Annotated in this window: 18 protein-coding genes; 8 read left to right on the forward strand and 10 right to left on the reverse strand. The window is 74.4% G+C overall.

Going from position 1 to position 13,990, the window contains the following annotated elements:
• Positions 1-199 precede the first annotated feature (199 nt).
• Both ACY1JF_RS11990 and ACY1JF_RS11995 read right to left on the reverse strand, forming a co-directional pair.
• Complete coding sequence (locus ACY1JF_RS11990) at positions 200-1,519, reverse strand: FUSC family protein (RefSeq protein ID WP_462705024.1); 1,320 nt, start codon at positions 1,517-1,519, stop codon at positions 200-202.
• Positions 1,520-1,550: 31 nt separating this feature from the next.
• A complete protein-coding gene (locus ACY1JF_RS11995; protein WP_462705025.1) occupies positions 1,551-2,207 on the reverse strand; it encodes an HAD family hydrolase in 657 nt (218 codons plus the stop codon).
• 430 nt (positions 2,208-2,637) lie between these two features.
• Between ACY1JF_RS11995 and ACY1JF_RS12000 the strand changes: the two genes are divergently transcribed.
• Complete coding sequence (locus tag ACY1JF_RS12000; protein WP_462705026.1) at positions 2,638-3,435, forward strand: SDR family oxidoreductase; 798 nt, start codon at positions 2,638-2,640, stop codon at positions 3,433-3,435.
• Positions 3,436-3,515: 80 nt separating this feature from the next.
• A complete protein-coding gene (locus ACY1JF_RS12005; RefSeq protein ID WP_462705027.1) occupies positions 3,516-3,752 on the forward strand; it encodes a hypothetical protein in 237 nt (78 codons plus the stop codon).
• A 29-nt stretch (positions 3,753-3,781) separates the two neighbouring features.
• Here ACY1JF_RS12005 and ACY1JF_RS12010 read toward each other — a convergent pair whose 3' ends face one another.
• The 4 genes from ACY1JF_RS12010 to ACY1JF_RS12025 all read right to left on the reverse strand — a co-directional run bounded on the left by ACY1JF_RS12010 (position 3,782) and on the right by ACY1JF_RS12025 (position 6,679).
• On the reverse strand, positions 3,782-4,324 hold the full coding sequence (locus ACY1JF_RS12010; RefSeq protein WP_462705028.1) for a VanZ family protein: 543 nt from the start codon (positions 4,322-4,324) through the stop codon (positions 3,782-3,784).
• A 62-nt stretch (positions 4,325-4,386) separates the two neighbouring features.
• Positions 4,387-5,049, reverse strand: coding sequence for a DUF4230 domain-containing protein (locus tag ACY1JF_RS12015; protein WP_462705029.1), 663 nt, complete (start codon positions 5,047-5,049; stop codon positions 4,387-4,389).
• A gap of 152 nt (positions 5,050-5,201) precedes the next feature.
• Positions 5,202-5,663 (reverse strand): anti-sigma factor antagonist, encoded by a 462-nt coding sequence (locus ACY1JF_RS12020; protein ID WP_462705030.1) that lies wholly within the window; start codon positions 5,661-5,663, stop codon positions 5,202-5,204.
• Positions 5,664-5,728: 65 nt separating this feature from the next.
• Complete coding sequence (locus ACY1JF_RS12025; protein ID WP_462705031.1) at positions 5,729-6,679, reverse strand: NADP-dependent oxidoreductase; 951 nt, start codon at positions 6,677-6,679, stop codon at positions 5,729-5,731.
• 482 nt (positions 6,680-7,161) lie between these two features.
• Here ACY1JF_RS12025 and ACY1JF_RS12030 point away from each other — a divergent pair, with 482 nt between their 5' ends.
• Positions 7,162-7,554: a VOC family protein gene (locus tag ACY1JF_RS12030; RefSeq protein WP_462705032.1), complete on the forward strand. Its 393-nt coding sequence runs from the start codon at positions 7,162-7,164 to the stop codon at positions 7,552-7,554.
• A gap of 52 nt (positions 7,555-7,606) precedes the next feature.
• Here the strand turns inward: ACY1JF_RS12030 and ACY1JF_RS12035 are convergent, their stop codons facing one another.
• Positions 7,607-7,906: a DUF4235 domain-containing protein gene (locus ACY1JF_RS12035; RefSeq protein ID WP_462705033.1), complete on the reverse strand. Its 300-nt coding sequence runs from the start codon at positions 7,904-7,906 to the stop codon at positions 7,607-7,609.
• Between the two features lie 37 nt (positions 7,907-7,943).
• Positions 7,944-8,969 (reverse strand): glutathione S-transferase family protein, encoded by a 1,026-nt coding sequence (locus ACY1JF_RS12040; protein ID WP_462705034.1) that lies wholly within the window; start codon positions 8,967-8,969, stop codon positions 7,944-7,946.
• A 142-nt stretch (positions 8,970-9,111) separates the two neighbouring features.
• Here ACY1JF_RS12040 and ACY1JF_RS12045 point away from each other — a divergent pair, with 142 nt between their 5' ends.
• Positions 9,112-10,125: a cation diffusion facilitator family transporter gene (locus tag ACY1JF_RS12045; protein ID WP_462705035.1), complete on the forward strand. Its 1,014-nt coding sequence runs from the start codon at positions 9,112-9,114 to the stop codon at positions 10,123-10,125.
• Positions 10,126-10,198: 73 nt separating this feature from the next.
• Here the strand turns inward: ACY1JF_RS12045 and ACY1JF_RS12050 are convergent, their stop codons facing one another.
• Positions 10,199-10,648, reverse strand: a complete 450-nt coding sequence (locus ACY1JF_RS12050) for a nitroreductase family deazaflavin-dependent oxidoreductase (protein ID WP_462705036.1) — start codon at positions 10,646-10,648, stop codon at positions 10,199-10,201.
• A gap of 173 nt (positions 10,649-10,821) precedes the next feature.
• Between ACY1JF_RS12050 and ACY1JF_RS12055 the strand changes: the two genes are divergently transcribed.
• The 3 genes from ACY1JF_RS12055 (at position 10,822) to ACY1JF_RS12065 (ending at position 12,002) form a co-directional block, all read left to right on the forward strand.
• Positions 10,822-11,055 carry a hypothetical protein gene (locus ACY1JF_RS12055; protein WP_462705037.1) on the forward strand — a complete coding sequence of 78 codons (234 nt, stop codon included), beginning with the start codon at positions 10,822-10,824 and terminating at the stop codon, positions 11,053-11,055.
• Between the two features lie 14 nt (positions 11,056-11,069).
• On the forward strand, positions 11,070-11,270 hold the full coding sequence (locus ACY1JF_RS12060; RefSeq protein ID WP_462705038.1) for a ferredoxin: 201 nt from the start codon (positions 11,070-11,072) through the stop codon (positions 11,268-11,270).
• 162 nt (positions 11,271-11,432) lie between these two features.
• Positions 11,433-12,002 carry a flavoprotein gene (locus tag ACY1JF_RS12065; protein WP_462705039.1) on the forward strand — a complete coding sequence of 190 codons (570 nt, stop codon included), beginning with the start codon at positions 11,433-11,435 and terminating at the stop codon, positions 12,000-12,002.
• On the opposite strand, the gene ACY1JF_RS12070 is transcribed toward ACY1JF_RS12065, so the two are convergent.
• On the reverse strand, positions 11,942-12,811 hold the full coding sequence (locus tag ACY1JF_RS12070; RefSeq protein WP_462705040.1) for a hypothetical protein: 870 nt from the start codon (positions 12,809-12,811) through the stop codon (positions 11,942-11,944). The genes ACY1JF_RS12065 and ACY1JF_RS12070 overlap by 61 nt on opposite strands.
• Before the next feature lie 200 nt (positions 12,812-13,011).
• Between ACY1JF_RS12070 and ACY1JF_RS12075 the strand changes: the two genes are divergently transcribed.
• Positions 13,012-13,980, forward strand: coding sequence for an aldo/keto reductase (locus ACY1JF_RS12075; protein ID WP_462705041.1), 969 nt, complete (start codon positions 13,012-13,014; stop codon positions 13,978-13,980).
• The last annotated feature ends 10 nt before the right edge of the window (positions 13,981-13,990 follow it).

Here is a 13,990-nt window from a genome sequence, read left to right on the forward strand (position 1 = left end):
GCCGGGGACGCCGCCGGTCACGGCAGGGCACAGGAAAGCCCCGACCGGACGGGGGGATCACGGTCGGGGCGGCTCAGGTGTGGGTACGGATGGCGGTCGCCTCTCGGCGAGGGGCTCCACAGGGCTTCAGCCGAACGATCTTCCCTGTGGGCGATAGGTGAGGCCCGGGGACACTGTCCCATCCGTACCCACGCCCTCTTCAACGGCGCGGGTCGCCCGGGTGTTCCACCCTCTGGGCCGCTTCGGGGTGATGTGCGTCACCGCCGCTTCCCGCCCGGCACCGCCCCGGCGGCCCCCGCGTTCCCCCGTCCGGCACCGCCCCGGTGTCCGGCACCGCCCCGGTGTCCGGCACCGTCCCGGTGTCCGGCAGCGTCTCGGCCCAGAGGTTCTCGGCCTGGAGCAGCAGGGTGCCCAGGACCGCCGCCGTCTCCGGTCCCCGCCGCGCGTGTTCCCGCAGTCCCTCCTGGAGCCGCTGGTGCAGTTCCTCCATCGCCTCCCGGCTCGGAAGTCCCGGCCCGGTCCGCCCGTCGCCGCCCCCCAGCCGCTCGGCCTCCACCCGGCAGGCGTCACCGATCAGCTCCAGCAGACGGGCGTACAGCCGCAGCACCGGCCCCTCGGGCGGAGCGGGCGTGCGGTGCTCGTCGGCCGTCACCGCCAGCGTCCGGGTCAGCGCCGTGACGTTGCCGGCGATGTGGTCCCACCGCCGGTCCTCCTCCTCGGGCGGCAGGGCCGACGCCGGCGGCGCCCGGTGCAGGGCCCGCAGCGGCCCGTACGTCAGGCGCAGGCTCTCCCGGCTCCAGGCGCGGGCGGAACGCAGGGCCTCGACGCGGTACCGCAGCCGCGCCGCCTCGCCCGCCCAGTCGGCGGCGCTCTGCTCGTCCCAGTCCTCCCGCAGGCCCTCGGCGACGGTGCGCAGGACGTCGCCCGTCTCCCGGGCGAGCAGCGCGAGGTTCTCCCGGACGTCCCGCAGGTGCACCGGGGGCAGGACCAGCGCGTTGACGACGACGCCGATGACCGCGCCGAGCGCCGCCTGCCCCAGCCGGTGGGTGACGGCGTACTCCGAGACGGTCCCGGAGGCCAGGATGAACACGGCCGTCGTGGCGGTGTAGATGCCCTGCGCCCCGAAGCGCGGCCAGTTGGCGAGCAGCATCAGCGGCGGCAGGGACACCGCGAGCGCGACGGTGGTGTTGTCGGTGAGTTCCTGGGCCCCGGAGGCCAGCAGCGTGCCGACGCAGACGGCCGCGAACTGCTGGCCGGCCTGCCGTACCGAGCTGTAGACGGTGGCCTGCACCAGCACCACGGCCACCCAGGGCGCCATCAGCGCCATCGGGTCGTCCATCCACACGCCCGCCACCAGCCAGGCGAGCAGCCCCGCCCCGGCCGCCTTCAGCGACTGCTTGACCAGGTCACGCTCACGTCCCGGTCCGCGCACCACGGCCACGGCCGCCCGGCCGGCGGCGGACGCCTCCCGCCGCACCGCGTCCACGAGCCGTACGGCCCTCTCGCTCGGTCCTGTCATGATCCGCCGGGTATCCGCGTGCTCGGCGCACTCACCCCAGGGGACTGCCGGCCAGTTCCGCCAGCAGACCGGCGGGACCGTCGTAGACCGCCTCCGCGCCCGCCTCCACCAGGTCGGCGCGCGGGATGCCGCCGCTGAGCACGCCGACGCAGCGGACCCCGGCCCGGCGGCCCGCGGTCATGTCCCAGACGGTGTCGCCGACGAAGACGGCCCGTTCGGCGGGGACCCCGGCCAGCTCCAGGGCATGCCGCACGGGTTCGGGCGCGGGCTTGCCCGCGTCGACGTCGTCGGAGCTGGCGGTCGCGGTGATCGCCTCGTCGGCGTCGATCGCCCGGCGCAGCGCGCTCAGCTCCCCGCCGCCCGCCGAGGTGGCCAGCACCACCCGCCAGCCGTCCCCGGCCAGCCGCCGCAGCAGTTCCCCCGCGCCCGGCAGCGCGGGCAGCCGGTCGAAGTACTGTCCGTACAGCGCCTTGTGCGCGGCGCTCAGCTCCGCGTCCTGGTCCGTGTCCCGGTCCTCGCCCAGCAGGTGGGCGATCAGATCGGTGGAGGGCAGGCCCACGGCGCGGTGGACGGCGTGCATGGGAACCCGGTGGCCCGCCTGCCGGAACGCCTCCCACCAGGTGACGACATGCAGGTGATTGGTGTCGGCGAGAGTGCCGTCCACGTCGAACACGGCCGCGCGTTCCATGCACCGGTCCCTTCCTCGTGTCTCGGTCGGTCGGGCGGTCGGGTACCACGTCAGCCGTCCGCCACTCCGGACGGCGCGCGGCCCGCGCGGGCCCGGGCTGGCGGGCCCCCGGCGGCCAGGGGGTCACCACGCGTTCCGGCGCGACGCCGCACTCCTCGGCCCGCGCGCACCCGTGGGTCCGCCCGTCCAGCTGACCGGGGGCGTGGGTGTGGGCGCCGGTGCCGGTGCCGACCGAGACAGCGTCCCCGCCACCGCCGGCATGGCGTCCGTACGGTCCACGGGGTCCACGGGGGCCGCCGGGCGGTCCGCCTCCCCGCCCGGTCAGGGCTCGTCGACGGCCGGTGCTCCGCACGGCGGGTGCCGACGGTTTGTCCCCACTTCGTCCGGGTACTGCGATGGCCCGTCACACCCTGCCACCGAGGAGGCCGCCATGTCCCCCACCGCCCGCGTCGCCGTGATCACCGGTTCCGACTCCGGCATCGGCCGTGCCACCGCCGTGCGCCTGGCCGAGGCCGGACTGGACATCGGCATCACCTGGCACACCGACGAGAAGGGCGCCGAGCGCACCGCCGAGGAGGTGCGGGCGCTGGGGCGGCGGGCCGAGACCGCCCGGGTCGACCTGACCCGGCTGCCGGAGGCGGCGGACACCGTCGACGGGCTGTGCGAACGCCTCGGCCGGGTGGACGTCCTGGTCAACAACGCCGGTACGGGGACGGCCACGCCCTTCCTCGACCTGGGCCTGGACGACCTGCGCCACGTCCTGGACGTCGACCTGGCCGGGCCGTTCCTGTGCGGGCAGCGGGCGGCCCGGCGCATGATCCGGCAGGGCGACGGCGGCCGGATCGTCAACGTGACGTCCGTGCACGAGCACCAGCCGCGGGTGGGTGCCGCGCCGTACTGCGCGGCCAAGGGCGGCCTCGGCCTGCTCACCCAGGTGATGGCCCTGGAACTGGCCGAGCACGGCATCACCGTCAACGCCGTCGCCCCCGGCGAGATCGCCACGCCGATGACCGGGCAGGAGGACACCGACCCGCACACCGAGCGCCGCCCGGGCGTACCCCTGGGGCGCCCCGGCGACGCCCGCGAGGTCGCCGCCGTGATCGCCTTCCTCGCCGGGCCCGACGCCTCGTACGTCACCGGCGCCTCCTGGAGCGTGGACGGCGGCATGCTCCGGATGGGCCCGATGGCCGGATCGCACCTGCGGAGCGACGACTGGCGGCGGCCCTGACCAGGAACGACCCGGGACGACGGCGGCGGGGGCGACGTCTGGGGACGGCCCCGGCCGCCCGTTCGTTCTAGGCTCGATACATGACCGAAATCGTGAGCCCGCACATCGCCCGGCCGCGCATCCTGGTCCTGGGAGTCCAGCCGGCCGTTCCCCCGTTCCGGATCGTGGAGATCGACGGCCAGGTCGTCGGTGCGGCGAGGACCGTCATCGACGTCCTGGAGACCGCCGCCGCGTACGGCATCACGGTCCACGACCTGGACGACCCGGAGGTGGTCCGCTGGGTCGGCGGGGACAAGTTCACCTGGACGACCCGCTAGACGCCGTCGGCTCACCGCCGCGCGCCGCCTCACACCTGTGCGCGGCGGGCGTGCACGGCGCGGCTCATGCGCCGCCCCAGCAACAGGTAACCCAGCAGCGCGCCACTGGTGTTGAGGATGACGTCGTCGATGTCGAAGGCCCGTCCGGTCACCATCGAGCCCTGCGCCAGCTCCACCAGCAGCATGACGACGGCGGTCAGCAGCAGCACCCGCAGCAGTCCGCGGGTGCGCGGGGCGACGACCGGCACCAGCATCCCGAACGGCACGCCGAGCAGGATGTTGCCGCCGACCTGCTTGACCGCGTCGCGCAGCGCGGGCTGGCCCAGGTACTCGCGCAGGGAGCGGCCGGGATGCAGGTTGGTGTGGGTCAGCGCCTCCGAGGCGGGCGAAGGATGCAGGGTGAGCCGGGCCAGTACGACGGCGAACGCCACCATGAAGACGAAGGCGCACGCCGTGGCCAGCAGGCGCAACGGCCAGGGCACCACGTGCCGTTCGCGCGGGGCGGGGGCCTCGCTCTCGGTGGTGCGGGGGCGGAGCGGGGAACGCGGCCGTGAGGTGGCGGCGCGGGCCATGGGGGATCCTCCGGTTCTCAGCGGGGACAGGGACATGGACGGGGACGGGGACGTGCGGCCGTTCAGTCCGGGTAGACGACCCGGACCTCCTTGAAGCCGAGCGAGCGCAGCAGGTTCTGGAGCATCTGCGTGGTGTTGGTCTCGGCGCGCGAGGTCAGGCCGCTCTCCTTCGCGGCCTCGCCGATGTGCCGCACCGCGAGCTTCTGCACGGCCTGCTCGCTGTTGGGGTTGTCCGAGAACAGGTCGCCGAGGCGGTCGAGCAGGCCGCGCTGCTTGGACACGGCGTAGGAGCGTTCGGGGTCGAGGGCCGGCGTGCCGAGGGCGGCGTGCGGCAGCCGGAGGGTGGCCGAGGTGCGGTCCTCGTCGACCGTCACGTCGTCGCGGCCGACCTTGCCCAGGTCGACGTAGGCGTCCACCGAGCCCGCGCCGACGTACAGGGTGCGCGAGCCGCGGACCGCGTCCGGCAGGAACTTGGTGTCCTTCTCCAGGTCGACGACGACCTGGAAGTTGCCGGAGGCGGCCTCGTACCGGCTGATGTCCTGGATGGACTCCAGCAGCGCGGGGCCCGAGCGGTCACGGGTCTCGGTGCCGAACAGGTCCTTCAGGCCCGGGAGCACGCTCAGCCGGAGCCCGGCGAACAGTACGGCCAGTACCAGCGCGACGGCGCCGACCGCTTTGGCCCAGCCGGGCACGCGCCCGGGGGAGCGCCTGTGGGGAGTCGTCATGGCGGCGGCCCTCCTTCCTACTCACCACATGCCCCCCACTTCCCGAGCCAGACGGGTGAGTTGGGGGACGAGGGGGAAGCGGCGGGGGCACGGGCGGCGCGCGCCGGTCACCGGCCCGGCAAGCCGGTGACCGGGGGGAACCGGGGGAGGGGCTACCGCGGCGACGGAGCAGGGCCCGACGGGGCTTTCGGCCGGCCCACCACCTCGTCCACCGTCCGCCGCGGTGGCAGCAGCCGGGCCAGACCGGTGACCCGCAGGACGCGCAGCGTCAGGGCGTGGGTGCACACCAGGTGCGGTTCGCCGCCGCGCTCGAGCACCCGCTGCCTGGCCCGGACCAGCAGCCGAAGCCCCGAGCAGTCGAAGAACTCGACCCTGCTGAGGTCGAGCACCACCCGGGCGCCCGGGCCGCCGGTGGCCCGGTCCACGAGCGGGGCGATCTCGTCGGCCACGGCGAGGTCGATCTCGCCGTGGAACTCCAGCACCCGGTGTCCCCGGTCATCGTGGACACGCAGATGCCGGGTGAGCGGTGCGGGGTTCCGCACGGCCACATCACCTCCCGCCTGCCGCCCACAGTCTCCCTCGTTCGGAGGAACTTGAGCATGTTCAATTGACATATGTCATCGGTTTCTCATGCTCATCGCCGATGGTGCGGGAGGAGAGGTGACCGCCGGACGGGCGCTCAGTCCACGACCAGCACCAGCTTGCCCGTGGTGCGGCCGGTCTCGCCGAGGGCGTGCGCCTCGGCCGCGTCGGCCAGCGGGAAGCTCCGCTCGACGGCGGCCCGCAGCCCGCCCGACTCGGCCAGCGCGGCGATCTCCCGCATGCCGCCCCGGTCGGCGTCGACGAGCATCCGCGCCGCCCGCACACCGAGCCGCTCCGCCTCCCGGTACAGCTCGTCCGGCCCGACCGGCAGGATCGAGACCACGATCCCGCCCGGGCGCAGCACGCGCAGCGAACGGGTCAGCGTGTCCCCGCCGATCGTGTCCAGGACGACGTCCACGTCCCCCACCGCCTCGGCGAAGTCGGTCTCCCGGTAGTCCAGCGGCTCGTCCACCCCGATCGACCGCAGGAAGCCGTGCTTGGCGGCGCTGGCCGTACCGATCACATGGGCGCCCCGGGCCTTGGCGATCTGCACCGCCACATGGCCCACGCCGCCGGCCGCCGCGTGCACCAGCACCCGCTGCCCCGGCCGGACGTCCGCCCGCTCCACCAGAGCCTGCCATGCGGTCAGCGACACCAGTGGCAGCGCGCCGGCCTGTACGTGGTCGATCCCGGCCGGCTTGTGCCAGAAGCCGCGGGCCGGCGCGCGGACGTACTCGGCGTGGGAGCCGTGGCCGTACGGGTACGACAGCATGCCGAAGACCTCGTCCCCGGGCCCGAACTCGGCGACGCCGACCCCCACCGCCTCGACCGTGCCGGAGACGTCCCAGCCCAGGACGAACGGCGGTTCGCCGAGGAAGCCGCCGTTCGCGCGGTGCTTCCAGTCGGTGGGGTTGACACCGGCGGCGCGCACCCGCACCAGTACCTCGTTGGGACGGGGCGTGGGACGCTCCAGCCGTACTTCCTTCAGGACCTCGGGTCCGCCGAGGGTGTCCTGGCGGATGGCTCGCATGGTGTTCACATCGCTCATGGTCACCCAGCCTGCCGCCCCCCGCCCGTCGGGAGAACGGCAGGGGGGTCGTGTTCCGGCAGGACCGTGCTGCGCCGCGCGCGGAGCGTGTGGAACGGCGCGTGGTGCCCGCCCCCGACGGCGCCCGCCTTCTCGAACCCGGCACCCCGGCCGGACCCCGGCGCGGCCGACGGCCGGCCGGGGTGCCGCCCCGCGCCGTCGGCGGTCGTCCGGCGCGCACCGAGGCGGACTTCACCGTCACCTCCGGGCCCGGCCCCGGGGTACTGGCCACGGCCGACACGGGGGTCGCCGCCGCCACGCCGTCCCGGATCACCGCGGACCTCACCGGCGAGGCCCCCCGCCGCCCGCGCACACCGCCGTGCGACCCGGACCCCCGGCCGCGCCCGCCAGCCGGCCGACTGAATCGGGCGGGCGCGGATATCAACTAGGTACAGGGCACGCGGCACGACCGCCCCGTGCCCCGGACCTTCGGAGGAGAAGAGATGGCACTGGTGAATGCGGGCGTCGTGGTGCTCGACTGTGCCGAGCCCGAGACGCTCGCGGAGTTCTACAAGGAACTGCTCGGCGCGCGGGAGACCGACGTCGCCGCCAACCGCATAGAGATCAGGGGAGCCGACGGCTTCCGCATGGCGTTCCGCCGGGACGTCAACGCCACCCCGCCGAGCTGGCCCCGCCCCGAGAACTCCCTCCAGGTCCATCTGGACTTCATGGTGGACGACCTCGACGAGGCCGAGCGCGGCATCGTGGGGCTCGGCGGGCGCCCGGTGGAGGCGAAAGACGCGCCGGGCCCCTACGAGGAACGCGGCTTCTCCGACCCGGCCGGCCACTCCTTCACCCTGCGCCGCAATCCCTCGGTCGCCCCCAAACAGGGCTGAGCCCCGCGGGCGGACGGCCGCCCGCGGGGCTCGGTGGCGTGCCGGGGGGTGGTCAGTCCCGGCCGCCCGAACCCGCGGCCGGCCACACCCCGGTGGAGCGCTGGATGACCTTGGCACCCGAGCGGTCCACGGCGCTGCGCACCACGGCGAAGATGGCCCCCTGGACCGCGGCGGCCAGCAGGATCTCGCCCCAGCCGCGGTCCGGGTCCAGGGCGTCGGGCGCGTCGTCCTCGTGCCGGATCAGCTTCCACGTCTTCTGGAACGCCATCCCCGCCAGCGCGCCGCCCGCCCAGCCCATCACGAAGCCGACCGGCTTGTAGGCCAGCGGCAGCTTCTGCTTCTTCTTTCCCACGAATTCCTCCTTGGTGTGTCGAACGGAGAGGGGCGGATCAGGGCCTGCCCCGCGCCGGAACCTCCTCGCCGGCGGGGACCGGGCCGGGCGGAGTGCCGTCGCCGAACGGCCGGCCGCCCAGCTCCTCGCGGTGGTGCGGGGTGAGCCAGCCGGACAGATCGGGCCCCAGTGGCACGATCCGGGTCGGATTGACGCCCGTGTGCACCTGGTAGTAGTGGCGTTTGATGTGGTCGAAGTCGACGGTGTCGCCGAAACCCGGTGTCTGGAACAGGTCGCGGGCGTAACCCCACAGGACCGGACTCTCCGTCAGCTTCCAGCGGTTGCACTTGAAGTGGCCGTGGTAGACGGCGTCGAACCGGACCAGCGTGGTGAACAGCCGGATGTCCGCCTCCGTGATGGTGTCGCCGACCAGGTAGCGCTGCCGCTCCAGCCGGGGCGTCAGCAGCTCCAGCCGCCGGAACACGCCCGCGCACGCCGCCTCGTACTCCTCCTGGCCGGTGGCGAAACCCGCCCGGTACACGCCGTTGTTGACGTCCTGGTAGACACCCTCCATCACCTCGTCGATCTCGTCCCGCAGCTCCTCGGGATACAGGTCGGGCGCGCCCGGCCGGTGCAGGGCCGTCCACTCGGTCGCCAGGTCCAGGGTGATCTGCTGGAAGTCGTTGGTGACCAGCGCGCCGCTCGGCACGTCCACGATCGCCGGCACACTCACCCCGCCCGGGTACCCGGTTTCCCGCCGGTCGTACGCCTCGCTGAGGTAGCGGATGCCGAGCACCGGGTCCCGGCCGTCCGGATCGAGGGTGAACCGCCAGCTGCGGTCGTCCTGGACCGGGTCGGCGACCGCCAGGGACAGGGCCTGCTCCAGGCCGAGCAGCCGCCGCGAGATCAGCGCCCGGCTCGCCCACGGGCAGGCCCGGCTGACCACCAGCCGGTACCGTCCGGCCGCCACCGGCCAGCCGTCCCGGCCGTCGGCGGTGACGCGGTCCGCGAAATGGCTGCGGGACCGCTTGAACGCCTTCCTGCCGTACGCGCTGTTGCCGGACTCTCCGTCGCCCTCGTCCATGGCCCTCTCCTCCCTTCCGCACGGACGTCCTCCTGCCGCACGGACGCCCTGGGGGACGCGTTCCCCGTTTTCGCCCCCCCGGCACGGGCGGGCCACCCACAAGAGGGTGTGATCCGCGCGGACCGGGGGCAGTCGGCGAAAGGTGAGCGGAACGACTACGCGGCAGACGACGCCCCGAACGGGCGAGCACGACGAGTCCAAGGCAACTGGGAACAAAGCGACCGACCGGCACACCCGCGTCACCGTGCTGGTGGCGCTGGCGGCCAATCTGGTGATCGCCGTCGCCAAGGCGGCCGGCGGCTTCGTCGCCGGATCACCCGCGCTGCTGTCGGAGGCGGCGCACTCCGTGGCCGACAGCCTCAACGAGGTCTTCCTCCTCGCCGCGCTGCGCCGCAGCCGACGTCCGGCCGACCGCCGGCACCCCTTCGGCTACGGCAAGGAGCGGTACTTCTGGTCGCTGCTCGCGGCCGTCGGCATCTTCGTCATGGGCGGCTGCTTCTCCTTCTACCAGGGCGTCGAAGCCCTCCGCACGGGCGCCGAGGAGGAACTGAGCGGCTACATAGCCGGTCTGGTCGTGCTCGGTGTCGCCTTCCTCGCCGAGGGCGCCTCGCTGCTGCGGGCCCTGCACCAGGTACGCCGGCAGGGCGGCGGCCTGAGCGACCCGGCCCTGCGCACGGTCGTCGCCGAGGACGGCACCGCGGTGCTCGGCGTGACCCTGGCCATGATCGGCATGGCGCTGCACATGGTCACCGGAGAGGTGGTCTGGGAGGCGTCCGCCTCGCTCGCCATCGGCGCGCTGCTCGTCTACGTCGCCTACCGGCTCGGCCGCGACGCCCGCGACCAGCTGATCGGCGAGGCCGCCGACCCGGAGGCCACCGGCCGGATCCGGGCCCTGCTGGAGGCCCAGCCGGAGATCGACAGCGTCGAGGCCCTGTTCACGATGAAGACCGGCCTCGACTCCACCCTGGTGGCCGCTCGCATCGACCTGGTGCCCGGCCTGGACAGCGAACGGGTCGAGGAGGTCGCCGTACGCATCAAGCGGTCCCTCGCCAACACCGTGCCCGAGGCGGGACAGATCTTCCTGGACGTGACGGACCGGCCCGCGCGGGAGGCGGACGAAAGCCCCGCCGCGACGGGGGAACGCGGCGGGGCCTGACCTTCAGGTGCCCGGTGCCGGCCGGTTCATGCGCGGCCGGAGGGAAAACCCCCGGCGCGCTCCCGGCCCGTCCTCAGGACCCGTCGGCCGGCTCCAGCACGAAGACCGGGATCTCCCGGTCCGTCTTCCTCTGGTAACCGGCGTAGTCCGGGAACGCCGCGACGGCCCGCTCCCACCACTGGGCCTTCTCCGCGCCCGTGACCTCACGGGCCGTGAAGTCCCTCCTCACCGGCCCGTCCTGGAGCTCCACGCGCGGGTCGGCCTTGACGTTGAAGTACCACACCGGGTGCTTCGGCGCTCCGCCCAGCGAGGCGACCACCGCGTAGCGGCCGTCGTGCTCGACGCGCATCAGCGGCGTCTTGCGCAGCTTCCCGCTCCTCGCGCCCCTGGTCGTCAGCACGACCACCGGCAGGCCGGTGTCCCGCAGGGTCGTGCCCTCGGTGCCCCCGGAACTCTCGTACAACTCCACCTGCTCCCGCACCCACCGCGTCGGGCTGGGTTCGTACTCACCCTCAAGAGGCATCCGCGTCCGTCCCATCGTCGGTCGTACGGCTCACCGGCACCGGGGCAACGCCGCCCGGTGCGTGATTCTTTTCTACCGCGTCCCGCCCGCGATCCCCGGCCGCTTCCCCGGTGCGCCGCTCCGGCCGGACTCCGCGTCGCCGCCCGGGAGCCCGCGGCACCTGACGGGCCGCCGTGCCGGACACCACCGCCGCCGTGCTCCCCCTCGGCGCCCGCGCCCTGCTCCGACACCCCGAGCGCCTGCCCGAACCACCTCCCGCCCCCGCTCCGCCGCCCGCCGCCGGGGAACCGGCGCGCGCCCCGGCGACCACCGACGGTCCGCCGCGGCCGGCCGTCCCGGCCGAGCGGATCACCCGCGGCCCGGGCGACACGGCCCAGGAAGTGCTGGAACTCCCCGTGGCCCGGTAGGAAGCTGACGGACCATGCGCATCGACATCGACAAAGACCTCTGCATCGGCGCCGGCCAGTGTGTCCTGACCGCCCCCGACGTGTTCACCCAGGACGACGACGGCTACGGCACCGTCCTGCCCGGCCGCGAGGACGGCGGCGGCAGCCCGCTGGTCCGGGAGGCGGCCCGGGCCTGCCCGGTGGGCGCCGTCACCGTCACCGAGCCGGCGGACTGACACCCGGCGCCAGACCCGGCCGCCCGGCCCCGGCCGCTCCCGTCCCGGCCGCCCCCGGACCGGCCCGCGCGGCTTTGCTCCCGACGGCCCCGCCGCTCCGGCCCCCTGACGGCGGCACAGCGGACGGTCCCCCGCGGGCCGCCCGCTGAGTACGCTTCCCAGGTGACCGAACCGGACCGGAAACCCTTCCTCTACGTGGTCGTCTGCGCCGCCGGCGTCGCCGCGGACGTCGGCGAGCTGATCGTCGCGGCGCAGGGGCGCGGCTGGACGGTCGGGGTGATCGCCACCCCGACCGCCGCGACCGACGGCTTCTTCGACGTCGCGGCCGTCGAGGCGCTGACCGGCCGCCCGGTGCGGGCCCGGTCGCGGCGCCCCGGTGAACCCCGCCCGTTCCCCGCGCCGGACGCCGTGATCGTCGCGCCCGCCACCTTCAACACCCTCAACAAATGGGCCGTCGGCATCGCCGACACCCTCGCCCTGGCCACCCTGTGCGAGGCGTACGGCCTCGGCGTGCCCATCGGCGTGCTGCCCTGCGTGGGCGACGCGCTGGCCGCCCACCCGGCCCATCGGGAGAGCCTCGCCCGGCTGCGCGCGATGGGGGTCCGCTTCGGCTCGCCGGAGGCCGCCGCCTTCCCCTGGGCGCGGGCGCTGGACCTCGTCGGACGCCCGGGTCAGGACCGGTCGCAGCCCACGGTCGGTCCCACCAGCATGCCGCCGGTGAACACTTCCTGACCGCGTGGCATCCAGTACCCCAGCTTCGACACCACCGTCGAGCAGGCCGCCTTCAGGGCGACGCGGACCCGCACGGTGGCCGGCCGGCCCGGCTGGAGGTCGGTGAACGCGCAGTCCAGGGAGTGCTCGAGCCGGTCGGTCGACGGGTGACGGCCCACCAGCGGGTTGACGCAGCGGGCGTCGTCCGTGGCCAGCTCCACCCCGGACCCCTCCTCGCCGATGAGCCCGAAGCGGGCGCTGCCGTCCCCCGCGTCGCTGTCCCGGTGGACGGTGTAGGTGAGGGTGGTGACGGTGTCCGGCCGCAGCACGTGGCGGTCGACCTCGACACGGTGGGTGGGGACGGGCCGGGGGGCGCTCAGCCGGAGCGTCGCGCGCACCGTGCCGCGCAGGTCCACGCCACCGGGCTCGGAACGCGCGTGCACGGCCGCGGTGATCTCGTACGTCCCCGGGCCCGGGTAGACGGCGTCGGCGCCGGGCAGCGTCCCGGAGGCGACGGTCGCGCCGTCGCGCCGCGCGGTCCAGCTCCCGGAGGTCGCGCAGGCGTACCGGACGGCCGCGCGGGAGCCGGTGGTACAGGTGGCGGGCGCCGAGACGGACAGGCCGCGGGCGCCGCCGCCCGCGCACAGGCTGGCCGCGGCCCGCTGACCGCCCGCGCCGCGCAGGGTGCCGGCCGGGACGCACAGCGTCGACGCCGCCTGGTCCGCCGGTTCGGGCACGGGGCCCGGCCGGCCCCAGGCGGACGGGGCGAGGGCCAGGCACAGCACGGTGGCACCGGTCAGAACCGGAACACTTCTGGGACGGATCGGCACAGCTTCCTCCGGAAACGGTGAGGGAAACGCTGACGGGAACGGCGGGACGCCGGCCGGTGCCCCGCCGCCTGCGCCGAGGATGCGCGAGCCGCCCGCCCCCGGGCCGCTCCCACGCCGTACGGTCACCTCAAGGCCGTAGGCTCCTCCTGAAGGATCACTCGACCTGAAGATGACTCGTGCTGAAGGCGGGAGCGGCAACGATGCAGTACGTGAAGCTCGGTTCCACGGGCCTGGACGTCTCGCGGATCTGTCTGGGGTGCATGACCTACGGCGTGCCCGGACGGGGTCCGCACGAGTGGACCCTCGACGAGGACGCCTCGCGCCCCCTGATCCGGCAGGCGGTGGAGGCCGGGATCACCTTCTTCGACACGGCCAACGTCTACTCCGACGGGACCAGCGAGGAGATCGTCGGACGGGCGCTGGCCGACTTCGCCCGCCGCGACGAGATCGTGCTCGCCACCAAGGTGCACGGCCGGATGCGGCCCGGCCCCAACGGCGGCGGCCTGTCCCGCAAGGCGATCATGACCGAGATCGACCACAGCCTCCGCCGGCTGGGCACCGACTACGTGGACCTGTACCAGATCCACCGCTGGGACCCGCACACGCCCGTCGAGGAGACGATGGAGGCCCTGCACGATCTGGTCAAGGCGGGCAAGGTGCGCTACATCGGGGCCAGTTCGATGTACGCCTGGCAGTTCTCCAAGGCCCAGTACACCGCCGAGCGCAACGGCTGGACCAAGTTCGTCAGCATGCAGAACCACTACAACCTGATCTACCGCGAGGAGGAGCGGGAGATGCTGCCGCTCTGCGCGGACCAGGGCGTCGGGGTGCTGCCGTGGAGCCCGCTGGCCCGCGGGCGCCTCACCCGTGACTGGGGGACCGCCACCCGGCGCAGCGAGACCGACCGCTTCGGCACCACCCTCTACCAGGAGGGCGACCGCGCCGTCGTCGAGGCCGTCACCCGCATCGCCGGCGAGCGCGGCGTCCCGCGCGCCCAGGTGGCGCTGGCCTGGCTGCTGCGCCAGCCCACGGTGACCGCGCCGGTCGTCGGAGCGGCCAGGTCCGGACACCTGGAGGACGCGGTGGCGGCGGTCGGACTGGAGCTGAGCGACAAGGAGGCCGAGGAACTGGAGCGGCCCTACGCGCCGCACCCGGTCGCCGGGCACTGAGCCGGGCAGC

The sequence above is a fragment of the Streptomyces sp. SYSU D01066-1 genome, assembly GCF_054956795.1.

Excerpts from the sequence above, each read along its gene's own strand:
- ACY1JF_RS12040 (WP_462705034.1), bottom strand. The coding sequence starts at position 8,969 with ATGGACGAGGGCGACGGAGAGTCCGGCAACAGCGCGTACGGCAGGAAG.
- ACY1JF_RS12060 (WP_462705038.1), top strand. The coding sequence starts at position 11,070 with ATGCGCATCGACATCGACAAAGACCTCTGCATCGGCGCCGGCCAGTGT.
- ACY1JF_RS12025 (WP_462705031.1), bottom strand. The coding sequence starts at position 6,679 with ATGAGCGATGTGAACACCATGCGAGCCATCCGCCAGGACACCCTCGGC.
- ACY1JF_RS12000 (WP_462705026.1), top strand. The coding sequence starts at position 2,638 with ATGTCCCCCACCGCCCGCGTCGCCGTGATCACCGGTTCCGACTCCGGC.
- ACY1JF_RS12030 (WP_462705032.1), top strand. The coding sequence starts at position 7,162 with ATGGCACTGGTGAATGCGGGCGTCGTGGTGCTCGACTGTGCCGAGCCC.
- ACY1JF_RS12015 (WP_462705029.1), bottom strand. The coding sequence starts at position 5,049 with ATGACGACTCCCCACAGGCGCTCCCCCGGGCGCGTGCCCGGCTGGGCC.
- ACY1JF_RS12010 (WP_462705028.1), bottom strand. The coding sequence starts at position 4,324 with ATGGCCCGCGCCGCCACCTCACGGCCGCGTTCCCCGCTCCGCCCCCGC.
- ACY1JF_RS12020 (WP_462705030.1), bottom strand. The coding sequence starts at position 5,663 with ATGTCAATTGAACATGCTCAAGTTCCTCCGAACGAGGGAGACTGTGGG.
- ACY1JF_RS12075 (WP_462705041.1), top strand. The coding sequence starts at position 13,012 with ATGCAGTACGTGAAGCTCGGTTCCACGGGCCTGGACGTCTCGCGGATC.
- ACY1JF_RS12050 (WP_462705036.1), bottom strand. The coding sequence starts at position 10,648 with ATGCCTCTTGAGGGTGAGTACGAACCCAGCCCGACGCGGTGGGTGCGG.
- ACY1JF_RS11995 (WP_462705025.1), bottom strand. The coding sequence starts at position 2,207 with ATGGAACGCGCGGCCGTGTTCGACGTGGACGGCACTCTCGCCGACACC.
- ACY1JF_RS12005 (WP_462705027.1), top strand. The coding sequence starts at position 3,516 with ATGACCGAAATCGTGAGCCCGCACATCGCCCGGCCGCGCATCCTGGTC.
- ACY1JF_RS11990 (WP_462705024.1), bottom strand. The coding sequence starts at position 1,519 with ATGACAGGACCGAGCGAGAGGGCCGTACGGCTCGTGGACGCGGTGCGG.